Annotated in this window: 10 protein-coding genes; 7 read left to right on the forward strand and 3 right to left on the reverse strand. The window is 69.7% G+C overall.

Features of this window, described 5'->3' with window-relative positions; genetic code table 11:
- Positions 1-84: 84 nt before the first annotated feature.
- Complete coding sequence (locus tag AC07OY_RS15600) at positions 85-789, forward strand: phosphatase PAP2 family protein (protein ID WP_495043505.1); 705 nt, start codon at positions 85-87, stop codon at positions 787-789.
- Here AC07OY_RS15600 and AC07OY_RS15605 read toward each other — a convergent pair.
- The gene (locus tag AC07OY_RS15605; protein ID WP_495043506.1) at positions 767-1,480 is read right to left on the reverse strand and encodes an Hcp family type VI secretion system effector; all 714 of its coding nucleotides are present in this window, start codon (positions 1,478-1,480) and stop codon (positions 767-769) included. The two genes, AC07OY_RS15600 and AC07OY_RS15605, sit on opposite strands and share 23 nt — an antisense overlap.
- Before the next feature lie 152 nt (positions 1,481-1,632).
- Between AC07OY_RS15605 and AC07OY_RS15610 the strand changes: the two genes are divergently transcribed.
- From AC07OY_RS15610 to AC07OY_RS15630, 5 genes are all read left to right on the forward strand, one after another.
- Entirely contained in the window at positions 1,633-3,411 is a 1,779-nt protein-coding gene (locus tag AC07OY_RS15610) for an FAD-dependent oxidoreductase (protein ID WP_495043507.1), read from the forward strand.
- Positions 3,408-5,243, forward strand: a complete 1,836-nt coding sequence (locus AC07OY_RS15615; protein WP_495043508.1) for a 2-oxoacid:acceptor oxidoreductase subunit alpha — start codon at positions 3,408-3,410, stop codon at positions 5,241-5,243. Before AC07OY_RS15610 ends, AC07OY_RS15615 begins: the two co-directional genes overlap by 4 nt.
- Positions 5,240-6,292: a 2-oxoacid:ferredoxin oxidoreductase subunit beta gene (locus tag AC07OY_RS15620; protein WP_495043509.1), complete on the forward strand. Its 1,053-nt coding sequence runs from the start codon at positions 5,240-5,242 to the stop codon at positions 6,290-6,292. The genes AC07OY_RS15615 and AC07OY_RS15620 overlap by 4 nt, the downstream gene beginning before the upstream one ends.
- Before the next feature lie 8 nt (positions 6,293-6,300).
- Positions 6,301-6,792 (forward strand): hypothetical protein, encoded by a 492-nt coding sequence (locus tag AC07OY_RS15625; protein WP_495043510.1) that lies wholly within the window; start codon positions 6,301-6,303, stop codon positions 6,790-6,792.
- A 94-nt stretch (positions 6,793-6,886) separates the two neighbouring features.
- Complete coding sequence (locus AC07OY_RS15630) at positions 6,887-8,365, forward strand: sulfatase-like hydrolase/transferase (protein ID WP_495043511.1); 1,479 nt, start codon at positions 6,887-6,889, stop codon at positions 8,363-8,365.
- On the opposite strand, the gene AC07OY_RS15635 is transcribed toward AC07OY_RS15630, so the two are convergent.
- Together AC07OY_RS15635 and AC07OY_RS15640 are read right to left on the reverse strand one after the other, a co-directional pair.
- Positions 8,362-9,567 (reverse strand): erythromycin esterase family protein, encoded by a 1,206-nt coding sequence (locus tag AC07OY_RS15635; RefSeq protein WP_495043512.1) that lies wholly within the window; start codon positions 9,565-9,567, stop codon positions 8,362-8,364. The genes AC07OY_RS15630 and AC07OY_RS15635 overlap by 4 nt on opposite strands.
- A gap of 319 nt (positions 9,568-9,886) precedes the next feature.
- Positions 9,887-11,464, reverse strand: coding sequence for a flavin monoamine oxidase family protein (locus AC07OY_RS15640; RefSeq protein ID WP_495043513.1), 1,578 nt, complete (start codon positions 11,462-11,464; stop codon positions 9,887-9,889).
- Between the two features lie 93 nt (positions 11,465-11,557).
- On the opposite strand from AC07OY_RS15640, the gene AC07OY_RS15645 reads away from it, so the two are divergent.
- Positions 11,558-12,541 (forward strand): ExeA family protein (locus tag AC07OY_RS15645; protein ID WP_495043514.1); only part of this gene is annotated, 984 nt, incomplete at its 3' end.

Genomic DNA, 12,541 nt, shown 5'->3' on the forward strand with positions numbered 1-12,541 from the left:
TTCGGGTCGGCGCGGGGCGTCGCGCCAGCCAGCGGCCAGCCAGCAGCAAGCCTGGGGCGCCGGGCGTCAACACAATCCGCCGCCATGCAGACCCAGCCCATGCACCGCCCCGCGCGCGCCGCCGCCTTGCCGGCCGGCGCCTGGGCGCTGGCGGCCACGCTGCTGCTGCTGCTGGCCTGGGACCTGAGCCATCTCGACCTCTGGGCCGTGCGCCTGGCCGGCGACGCCCATGGCTTTGCCATGCGCGAGGCCTGGGTCACGCGCGTCCTCATCCACCAGGGCGGGCGCATGCTGTCCTATCTGGCCATGGGCTTCATCGTGCTGGTCAATCTGGTGCCGGGCCTGCTGCCCGCGCTGCGTCCGCAGGAGCGGCGTTTCTGGCTGCTGACGACGCTGGCCTGCCTGGCCTTCATCGCGCTGATGAAGCGCTTCAGCCTGACGAGCTGCCCCTGGGACCTGGCCGAGTTTGGCGGCGTGGCCCATTACGTGTCCCATTGGGTGTTGGGTAGGCATGACGGCGGCGGCGGGCGCTGCTTTCCCTCCGGCCATGCAAGCGCGGCCTTCGCGTATCTGTGTGGGGGCTGGGCCCTGGCACGGGCCTATCCGCGGGCCGCGCGCGCCTGGGTACTGGGTTGCGTGGGGCTGGGTGTCGTCTACGGCCTGGGGCAGATGCTGCGCGGCGCCCACTACCCCAGCCACACGATGTGGACGGCCTGGATATGCTGGGCGCTTGCCGTGGCCGCCGCCCAGGTCCGGCCCCGGCGCTTCAGGCGCCTCGCCGCGGCCTGAAACCGACGATGGCGGCCAGGCCGCCCAGCAGCAGCAAGGCGTTGGCCGGTTCAGGCACAGGCGTCACGGCGCCCGCGTCGAAGGCGATGGTCCCTCCCGAGCCGAACAGGCCCAGCAGCACGGTCTCGTCGCCGCTGAAGACGGCCGTGGCCGAATTGGTCTTGAGGTTGAAGCTGCCCTCCACCCAGGCCCCGAAGCCACCCTTGCTGTCCTGCGGCCGGTAGCGCAGCTTGACTGTTTCTCCCGAGGTCATGGAGGCGCTGGCGAACAGGTCGCTGCTGCCGCTGACGTGCAGGCCGCTGCCCTGCGTGCCGGTGAAGATCATCTGGAAGAAGGAGTCGCTGCGCCCGGCCGAGACCTTGACCACGTCCAGCGTGACCGAGTTGATGTGCTTGCCCGTCGCGACAGCCAGGAACCACTTGGGCGTCGAGACGTCGACGTACTGGGTCCACGCCAGGTCGGAGAAGCTCGCCTTGCCAGTCCCACTCCCGCCTCCGCCGCTGCTGACCAGGGTCAGGCCCCAGGAGAAGCTTTCGATGTCGATCCAGTCCTTGTGATCCTTGTCGGTCGATTCGCCGGGAATGCCGTCGATCTGCAGGAAGTAGTCGTTGGCGGCCTGGGCGAGGCCGGCCGCGGCCAGGCCGACGGCGAGTGCCGCCACACGCCAGGCCCGAATGAAACGAGAAGCCATGTCGAATCTCCTTGCGCCCGGGATGGGCGCCGAGGATGCTGGGCAAGACGGGGGGCGCCCGCCATCCCCACGATGCAAAGGGTTTCCACAGAGCCGGGGTCTGGACGGTCGTCCTAGACTCGCCGCACAAAGCGCACCACGGAGGAGACACCGTGCAGCGGACCGATATCTCGGACCCGGCCTATTTCCACAAGGTCGTCGATTGCCAATGGGCCTGCCCGGCGCACACGCCGGTGCCCGAGTACATCCGCCTCATCGCGCAGGGGCGGCATGACGAGGCCTATTGGGTCAACTGGGTCAGCAACGTCTTTCCCGGCGTGCTCGGGCGAACCTGCGACCGACCCTGTGAGCCGGCCTGCCGGCGCGGCCGGGTGGAGGAAAAGCAGGCGGCCAAGCCTGAGCCCGTCGCCATCTGCCGGCTCAAGCGCGTGGCGGCGGACAACAAGACAGAAGAGTTCCGCGCCATGCTCCCCAAGCCCGCGGCGCGCAACGGCAAGCGGGTGGCCTGCGTGGGCGCGGGACCGGCCTCGCTGGCGGTGGCGCGCGACCTGGCCCTGGAGGGCTATGCCGTCACCGTGTTCGACGGCGAGGCCAAGCCCGGCGGCTTCATCCGTACGCAGATCCCGCGCTTTCGCCTGCCCGAGCGCGTCATCGACGAGGAATGCGGCTACATCCTGGGCCTGGGCGTCGAATGGCGGGCCGGCCAGCGCATTGACTCGATGAAGGCGCTGCTGGCCGAGGGCTGGGATGCGGTCTTTGTCGGCTGCGGCGCGCCGCGCGGTCGCGACCTGGCCCTGCCGGGCCGCGACGAGACCCGGGCCCAGGTGCACATCGGCATCGACTGGCTGTCCAGCGTCAGCTTCGGCCATGTGACTGCCGTGCAGCCGCGCGTCATTGTGCTCGGCGGCGGCAACACGGCCATGGACTGCTGCCGCTCGGCAAGGCGGTTAGGCGCCTCCTCGGTCACGGTGGCCGTGCGCAGCGGCTATGCCCAGATGAAGGCCTCGCCCTGGGAGAAGGAGGATGCCGAGCACGAAGGCATCCCCATCCTCGACTTCCATGTGCCGCTGGCCTTCGAGCATGTCGACGGCCGGCTGACCGGCATGCGCTTCAAGAAGGCCCAGACGGGGGAGGAGATCGTCATCCCCTGCGACGAGGTGCTGATCGCCGTCGGCCAGGAGAACAGCTTCCCGTGGGTAGAGCGCGATGCGGGCATCGCCTTTGGCGACGACGGCCTGCCGGTGCTGGATGCGAAGAGCTTCCAGTCTTCGCTGCCCCATGTCTTCTTCGGCGGCGACGCGGCCTTCGGTCCCAAGAACATCATCACCGCCGTGGCCCACGGCCATGAGGCCGCCGTCAGCATCGACCGCCTGCTGCATGGCGAGCCGGTCACGCAGCGGCCGCCGCCGCACGTCAACCTCGTGTCCCAGAAGATGGGCATCCACGAGTGGAGCTATGACAACGCCATCACGCTGGACCTGCGCAGCAAGGTGCCCTGGGCCGCGGCCGAAAAGGCCCTGGCCAGCATCAAGGTCGAGGTGGAACTGGGCTTCGACGCCGCCACGGCCTTCAAGGAGGCGCAGCGCTGCCTGAACTGCGATGTGCAGACGGTGTTCGCGCCCAAGCTCTGCATCGAATGCGATGCCTGCGTGGACATCTGCCCGATGGATTGCATCACCTTCACCGCCGAAGGCCCCGGGCTGCGCGAGCGCCTCAACGCGCCGGCCCTGAACCTGATGCAGGACCTCTATGTAGAAGGTGGGCTGCAGACCGGCCGCGTGATGGCCAAGGACGAGGACGTCTGCCTGCACTGCGGCCTGTGCGCCGAGCGCTGTCCGACCGGCGCCTGGGACATGCAGAAATTCCTCCTTGTGACGGCGAAGGCCGGCGCCGCCTGCCGCGATCACGCGACCCGGAAGGAAGCCGCATGAGCCGCATCGAAGCCGTCAACGACTTTGTCGTCAAGTTCGCCAACGTGAACGGCTCGGGCTCGGCGTCCGCCAACGAGCTGTTCGCCCGCGCCATCCTGCGCATGGGCGTGCCGGTCAGCCCGCGCAACATCTTCCCGAGCAATATCCAGGGCCTGCCAACCTGGTACGAGGTGCGCGTCTGCGAGGCCGGCTGGCTGGGCCGGCGCGGCGGCGTCGACCTGATGGTGGCCATGAACCCGCAGACCTGGGCCCAGGACCTGGCCGAGATCCAGCCCGGCGGCTATCTGTTCTACGACAGCACCAAGCCCATGCCGGCCAGCGCCTTCCGGCCCGACATCCACGTCATCGGCATGCCGGCCACGGCCATCTGCAACGCCACCTACGACGTGCCGCGCGAGCGCACGCTGTTCAAGAACATCCTCGTGCTGGGGGCGCTCAGCGAGCTGATGGGCATCGAGGCGGCCGCTATCGAGAAGCTGTTCGCCGAGCAGTACAAGGGCAAGGAGAGGCTGCTGGACTCCAACGTCCGCGCCCTGCATGCCGGGCGCGAGTTCGCACGCGACCATCTGTCGGTGCAGCCCTTCGGCCTCAAGGTCAAGACGGCCGATGCGGTGGGCGACAAGATCTTCATGGAGGGCAATGCCGCGACGGCCCTGGGCTGCGTCTACGGCGGCGCCACCGTCTGTGCCTGGTACCCCATCACGCCGTCGTCGTCGGTGGCCGAGGCCTTCGAGAAATATGCGGCCAAGTTCCGCACCGATCCGGAGAGCGGCGAGAGGCGCTATGCCATCGTGCAGGCCGAGGACGAGATCGCCTCCATCGGCATCATCACCGGCGCCGGCTGGAACGGCGCACGCGCCTTCACGGCGACGTCCGGCCCCGGCGTGTCGCTGATGACCGAGTTCCTCGGCCTCGCCTATTTCGCCGAGATCCCCTTCGTCGTCATCGACGTGCAGCGCGGTGGCCCCAGCACCGGCATGCCGACGCGCACCCAGCAGGCCGACCTGCTGAGCAGCGCCTATGCCTCGCATGGCGACACGCAGCACGTGCTGCTGCTGCCCGAGGACCCTCGCGAATGCTTCGAGTTCGCGGCCGATGCGCTGGACCTGGCGGAGAGGCTGCAGACACCGGTCTTCCTGATGAGCGACCTCGACATCGGCATGAACCAGCGCCTGTGCGCGCCGCTGGCCTGGGACGACGAGCGCCGCTACGACCGCGGCAAGGTGATGACGGCGGAGCAGCTGGAGGCGGGCCGAGAGTTCGCCCGCTACAAGGACGTCGACGGCGACGGCATCCCCTGGCGCACGCTGCCCGGCACGCATGCCAGCAAGGGCGCCTATTTCACGCGCGGCACGACGCGCAACGAGCAGGCCATCTATTCCGAGCGCGGCGACGACTACATCCGCAATGTCGAGCGCCTGCGCGCCAAGTTCGCAACCGCGGCATTGCTGGCCCCTCAGCCGCTGGTGCGCGCCGCGGCACAGAAGACGCGCCTGGGCGTCCTCTACTTCGGCTCCACCGCGCCGGCCATGGACGAGGCCCTGGCGGCCTTGACCGAGGCTGGCATCCACATCGACGCGATGCGGCTGCGCGCCTACCCCTTCGCGCCCAGCGTGGCCGAATTCATCGCGGCGCATGACGCCGTCTTCGTCGTCGAGCAGAACCGCGACGCGCAGATGCGGCGCATGCTGGTCAACGAGCTGGAGGTGGCGCCGGCCCAGCTCATCAAGGTGCTGCACTACGACGGCACGCCCATCACGGCGCGTTTCATCACCGATGCGATCACGCGCCATGTGCATGCGCTCGCCACCGCCCCGAGGAGTGCCGCATGACCTATCTCGCCAAGCCCAAGCTGCACCACCCCAGTCTCACGAAGAACGCCGTCGGCTACACGCGCCGCGACTACGAAGGCAAGGTCTCGACGCTGTGCGCCGGCTGCGGCCACGACTCCATCTCCGGCGCCATCGTGCAGGCCTGCTGGCAGCTCGACATCGCGCCCCACCGCGTCGCCAAGCTCAGCGGCATCGGCTGCTCCAGCAAGACGCCCGACTACTTCCTCGGCGCCAGCCACGGCTTCAACACCGTGCACGGCCGCATGCCCAGCGTGCTGACCGGCGCCTACCTGGCCAACCGCGAGCTGCTCTATCTGGGTGTGTCGGGCGACGGCGACTCGGCCTCCATCGGCCTGGGCCAGTTCGCCCATGCGATGCGGCGCGGCGTGCGCATGGTCTATATCGTCGAGAACAACGGCGTCTACGGCCTCACCAAGGGCCAGTTCAGCGCCACGGCCGACAAGGGCTCGGTGGCCAAGAAGGGTGCCACCAACAACGACACGGCCCTGGACCTCGTCGGCCTGGCCCTGCAGCTGGGGGCGACCTATGTGGCGCGCAGCTTCTCGGGCGACAAGTCCCAGCTCGTGCCCCTGATCGAGGGCGCCATCCGCCACGGCGGCGCGGCCTTCATCGACGTCATCAGCCCCTGCGTGGCCTTCAACAACCATGCCGGCTCCACGCGCAGCTACGACCATGTGCGCGCCCACAACGAGGCCCTGAACCGCATCGACTTCATCGATCTCGCCGAGGAACAGGTCGCTCCCGGCTCGCCCGATGTCATCGACGTGCCCCAGGCCGACGGCACGCTGCTGCGCCTGCGCAAGGTGGCGCCCGACTACGACCCTACCGATCGCCTGGGCGCGATGAATGCCATGCAGCTGCGCGCCGCCGCCGGCGAGATCGCTACCGGCCTGCTCTATGTCGACCCGGCGGCCAAGGACTGGCATGCGGCGCAGCGCACGGCGGCGGTCGCGCTGAACACGTTGGGTGAAAAAGCACTTTGCCCCGGCGCGGCTGCGCTCGAAAAAATCAACGCCGGGCTGAGATGATCCGGCCCATGCGCCCTTCCCACTTCTCCCTCCTCGCCGCCGCCCTCGTCCTGACCGCCTGCGCCAGCTCCAGCCAGGACAAGGTCAGCAACGCCGCCACGACGCCGCTGTCCGACCTCAACGTCGTGCGTGCCGATATCCCCGAGGTGCTGAAGGCCGCGGCCGCGGCGCCCTATGCGATGCCGGCCGATGCCAGCTGCGCGGGGCTGGCGTCCAGCATCCAGGCGCTGGATGAGGTGCTGGGGCCCGACCTCGATGCGCCACCGAGCAAGGGCAACACCGGCCTGCTGGAGCGCGGCGAGGATGCCGCCACCGGCGCCCTGCAGCGCACCGCCGAGGGTGTGATCCCGTTCCGGGGCTGGGTGCGCAAGCTCAGCGGCGCCGAGCGCTATGCCAAGCAGGTCAGCGCGGCCATCACGGCCGGCGGCGTGAGGCGCGGCTATCTGCGCGGCATCGCGGCGGCCAAGACCTGCACGGCGGCACCCGCGAAGGCCGCCTAGCGCCCGCGCGAACACACAGTCCTTTGCCGGGCGCCAACACTCAGCAATCAACTGAGTACGGGGCGGCAAAGCGGCGTCGGCAGACTCGCCGCCGATGCCTGCCGCCCGTCTTGCCTTCCGCCCCGCGCCGCGTGCCGCCGTGGTCGCGGCCCTGGTCTTCCTGCTCTGGGCCGTTGTCGGCGCGACCTGGTTCCTGCGCACCTATCTCGGCCTGGTGACGGCCGACCAGGTGCTCTATCACCTGCAGAACGGCGGCCTGGACTATGCCGACCCGCGCATGCTGTGGCGGGCCTGCCGCTGCCTGATGGCGGTGCTCGGGTTGAGCACGCTGAGCGTCTTCCTGCTGCACCGCATGAAGCGCTGGCAGGGCCGGGCCCTGCTGGCCCTGCTGGGCACGGGCGCCGTCGTGTCGGTCAACGCGACCGTCTCCGACCCCTGCCAGCCCGAGGCCGACGGCGTCGACTACCTGGCGCGGCATTACGTCGACCCCGCTTCGGTCGGCGTGCAGGCGCCGGCCGAGCCGCCCGATGTGCTGGTCGTCTTCGTCGAATCCCTGGACGAGGGCTACACCCGCCCGCGTGAGCCGCAGGCCGCCCTGCTGCCGCGGCTGACGCGCCTGCAGGACGACTTCCAGACCCTGGGCGAACTGCGCAACCTCAGCGGGGCGAGCTGGACCGTGGGCGGCATGTTCAGCGCCCTGTGCGGCCTGCCGCTGCATCCGGTGGGCCTGATGAGCCACAACTCGCTGGAGTACAGCCGGCGCTTCTTCGAGCACGGCCATTGCCTGACCGACCTGATGGCCGCGCGGGGCTGGAACATCAGCTTCTACGGCGGCGCCTCGCTGAAGTTCGCCGGCAAGGGCCGTTTCCTGCAGGACCACCATGTCGCGCGCCGCTTCGGCGCCGAGCAGTGGCTGCAGCGCGGCGTGCAGGTGCCGACGACGGGCTGGGGCCTGCTGGACAGCGACCTCGCCGAGCTGGCCTGGGCCGACATGCAGCGCCCGCGCAAGGCCGACGAGGCGCGCATGAGCCTGCTGCTGACCGTCGATACCCACGGCCCCTCGGGTGCGCATGACCGCGGCTGCATCGCCGACGCAGTGGTCGACGACGATGACGACGAGCCCGCCGACGTGATGCGCGAGGCCCTGCGCTGCACCGACCGTGTCGTGGCCCAGCTCGTGGAGCGCTTCGTCGGCAACCGCGACGGGCGGCCCAAGGTGGTCTGGATCATGGGCGACCACCTCAACCCCGAGCCGCTGCTGAACGGCGAACTGCTGCCCCAGGCCCGTGGCCGCACCGTCTTCCATGCGCTGGCGCGCTATGACGCCCAGGGGCGGGCGCTGCCCGCCGACGACCTGCAGCGCGAGTTCACCCATGTCGACATCCTGCCCACGCTGGCCGAGGCCATCGGCCTGCGCTGGTCATCCCAGCCGCACCGCCTGGGCCTGGGCACCTCGCTGCTGGCCGGACCGGCGCACGCGACGCTGGCCGAACGCGACGGCATGGCCACCGTCAACGGCCGCCTGTCCTGCCGCTCACCGCTGTTCCAGAGGCTGTGGATGCAGCCGGCCTAACGCTCCATCTTCACAGGCGCCATGTCGCGGATGTAGAACACGCCGTCCCACTGCGCGCCCAGTCCCGTGCCGGTGCCCAGGGGGATGCTGAAGCCGAACTCCATGGCGCGGGCCGGCAGGCCGCGCTTGAGCTGGCGCGGGGCGTCCAGGAAGGAGAAGCCGGCCGGATCGCTGGCAAGCGTCGCTTCCAGGCTGCCCGGGTAGGCGGGCGGGATGTTGTGGACCTCGCCGGAAGCGAATTCCATGAAGCTGCCCTGCAGGGCCGTCAGGTTGAGCACGTAGTAGTCGCGGCCGAGCTTCTTGCCCAGCACCTCGCCGGCATAGCGATGGCTATCGTCGAACTTCACGCCGCGGGCGACGTGGATGGTGTGGGCCCAGATGATGGCCTTGCGCCCGGGGTAGAGGCTTTGCAGCTGCCACAGCACGTTCTCGGCCATGGCCTCGTCGCGCTGGTAGTCGCCGCGCCAGAAGCCCGCCGCCTGGGCCTGCAGGCCGGCCAGGCTGCGGCAAAGCAGGGCGTCGCCGCCGGGCTTGCACAGCGTGGCCTTCAGGCGCGCGGCCACGGCATCGAAAGTCCTGGCATCCGCGGTCGACGGCGGCGTGCGGTCCATCTGCATCAGGGTGTCGATGAGGCGTTCGAACACCGGCCAGTCGGCGGCATCGCCCTGCAGCTTCGCGCGCAGCCGCTTGGGCAGCTCGCCGCGGCTCAAGGCCCCGCTGAGCTGGCTGTCGATGCCTGCCAGCAGCAGGGGGCGCGGCCCGGCCTGCTGCTCGTCCAGATAGCGCAGCAGGCTGCGGCCGCCATCGCTCTTGGCGTACATGTAGAAGACATTGCCCGGCGCCAGCGCGTCCAGCTTCTCGCCGCGCTGCATGGCCTGCTGCAGCAAGGCGACATCGAAGACGCCGCTTTCCAGCAGCAGCACGTCGAAGCCCTTCTTCTCGTGCAGATAGCGCACCAGCCGCGTCTTGAGCTCGAACTCCTGGCGGCCGCCATGGGTCTGCTCGCCCAGGGCCACCACGCGCTTGTTGCCGATGGCGTCGCCAAAGGCCTGCAGCTGCTCATCGGTCAGTTCGGCCGGCGTGGCCGCCGCCATGGGCTTCATCCGGGCGCGCACCCAGTCCGTCGAGCCCGTTTCGGGCGCCGCTTGTGCGCCCGCCATCACCACCGTCAGCGCCGCCAGCGCCAGCCATTTCCTGCTCATCACCACCTCCTTGGGTGGCGGGCAGGATATCGACTTCAAACTGGTATTAGGGTCTGCCAACGCCACGGCAATGGGTCGCGTTGCGGCCAGAAAGGCCGCAGGCACGACAGCAGACCGCAAGCTGGGTGTCGACCCAGCGAGGATCTGCAACACAGCATGCGGCCTTTCTGGTCACAACCCTTCGGGCAGGCCCGCCGCAAGGGGCCACTCGTTGTTGCAGCCCTGGCCCGCACGCGAGTGCGGGCGGCGCGCTGCGTCTAGATTGGCCCCTTGCGGCGGGCCTGCGCGGCCCATTGCCGTGGCGTTGGCAGGCCCTGGCTCAGGACAGACCCAGGCTGGGCTCCTGGGAAGCCTCGTCCACGGGCAGAACCGGTATGGTCGCCAGCGCGAGCTCGGCGCTGTTCAGCGCGCCTTCGATGAAGCCCTGGTAGTCCGAATAGGCCTCGCCGACGATGTGCAGATTGCGCGCGCCGCTGCCGAAGTCAAAGGCCTTGAAGGCGTCCATGACCTTCCACGACCTCACCCCCGGCTGCCAGCCGTGGTTGGCCGCGCCATAGGGGGCGCGCGCCCAGTCGCGGATGCCGTAGGTGATGATGGAGTTGCGGATGTACTGCGCCGTCTCGGCCAGGCTGAGGTCGCCGAAGATGCGTCGGGCGTTGTCCGTCAGCTTCAATGCGGACTCGGCGTTGGCATCCGCGGCTCGCTTCACGTCCCGCGCCACGAACAGGGCGAAGGCATCGACGATGCGCGCGTTCTGGTCCACCTCGGCGCGGTCGTGGCGGTCGCCGTCGATGACGTAGTGGCGCCAGAACTCGGTGGACGGGCGGTCCATGTAGAGCAGCACCATGCCGTGGCCATCGGCGTCGGCCTCGGGCGCGCGGCGGAAGTAGTGGATCTCGCGTGTCGGCATGCAGTTGGCGTACTGCTGCGGCGCCTGGCCATAGCTCCACCACGGCGTGTTGCAGACGAAGAAGACCTTCAGCATCGGGAAGCCGTTGACGCAGTCCAGCTGCGAGGCGATGTGCTCGGGCAGGTGGCGCGTGAGCTTGAGCAGCGGCAGCCGCGGCAGGGCCAGGATGAGGCGCTCGGCGCGCAGCGTCAGCGGCCCGTTCTGCGTCGCCACGTCCAGGGCCAGCGTCGGCTTGCCCAGCTCCACCGGCTGAACGCCCTGCAGGCGGTGGCCGCCGGCCAGCGTCACATTGGCATGGCCGCGCAGGCGGGCCAGCAGGCCTTCGGTCAACTTGGCCGAGCCGCCCTCGATGCTGGCCAGCTGCTGGCCCACGGTCTTGAGCGCGCGCAGCCACCAGATGATCCACTCGGCGGCGTTCAGGTTCTCCGGGATCATGTGATAGAAGGTCCCGGTGTCGCGCAGCTTCACCAGGGCCCGGTGGCTGAGGATGCCCTGGGCCGACAGCGCGTTCCAGAAGCCCATGTCCCACAGCGGCTGGCCGTGCAGCTGGGCGTGCTTGCGCAGGCGCATGTAGTCGGCCTCGGTCAGGGCGTCGATCCAGGCCTGGTCATCGCTGTCCGAGCCTTTGCGGCCCATGATGAGCAAGATGCCGCGCTTGAGCAGCTGCAGGGAGTTGAGGCCGCGCTCGGCCTCGGGCAGGTCGAGGTCCTCGCCCGCCACCTGGTCGGAAGAGGGGCCGGAGAAGTCCAGCAGGCCCACGCCCAGCTCGGCGCACAGGGCCGCGAAGCGCGGCTGCAGCGTCGGCTCGAAGCGCATCGGCCCGTACTCGGCGATGAAGCCGTCCATGTCCTCGGTCTCGATACGCCCGCCCCAGCGGTCGGCCGCGGCCTCCAGCACCAGGATGCGGTGGCCGGCGTCGGCCAGGCGCAGCGCGCAATACAGGCCCGACACGCCGCCACCGGCGATGACGATGTCATAGGTCGTCATGGCATCACTCCACTTGTATGTACAACTGGGTGGAAGCATATCGGAGGCGGGCGGCGGCAGGCCGCCGCGGTCGACTGGTTATCCTGCCGCCCCATGTACGCGCCCTTCTTCGGCTTGAAACAAGCGCCGTTCTCGATCGCGCCGGACCCGCACTACCTCTTCATGAGCGAGCGCCACCGCGAGGCGCTGGCGCATCTGCTCTACGGGCTGGACGGTGGCGGCGGCTTCGTGCTGCTGACCGGCGAGATCGGCGCGGGCAAGACCACGGTCTGCCGCTGCTTCCTGGAGCAGATCCCGGCCAACTGCAATGTCGCCTACGTCTTCAACCCCAAGCTGACCGTGACGGAGCTGCTGGAGGAGGTCTGCGACGAGTTCCACGTCGACGTGTTGCCGGGCGCGCGCACGGTGAAGGACTTTGTCGACCCGCTGAACGCCTTCCTGCTGGCCCAGCATGCGGCGGGGCGCAACAACGTCCTCATCATCGACGAGGCGCAGAACCTCTCGGCCGACGTGCTGGAGCAGCTGCGCCTGCTGACCAACCTCGAGACGGCCGAGCGCAAGCTGCTGCAGGTGGTGCTGATCGGCCAGCCCGAGCTGCGCGGCATGCTGGCCCGGCCTGAGCTGGAGCAGCTGGCGCAGCGCGTCATCGCGCGCTTTCACCTCGACGCGCTGTCCGAAGCCGAGACGACGCAGTATGTCCGCCACCGCCTGACGGTGGCCGGCCTGACCGGCGCCCTGCCGTTCGACCGCGCCGCGCTGCGCCGCATTCACCAGCTCACCCGCGGCGTGCCGCGCCGCATCAACCTGCTCTGCGACCGCGCCCTGCTGGGCGGCTATGCCAGCGGCCAGGCCCAGATCACGCCGGCCATCGTGCGCCAGGCGGCGGCCGAGGTGTTCGACGCCCATTTGGCCGCCAAGCCGGCAGCCGGGCGCCGGCCGGATCGGGTCGGTCTCGGCCTGGTGGTGCTGGCGGCTGCCGTGGCCGGCGCGGGGCTGGCCTGGGCGCTGCAGCAGCGCTGGCAGGCGGAGCGCGGCGGCAAGGTCGGCGCCGCGGCTGCTGCCGCGTCGGCACCCGCC

The organism is Roseateles sp. GW821-FHT09H10 (assembly GCF_059415865.1).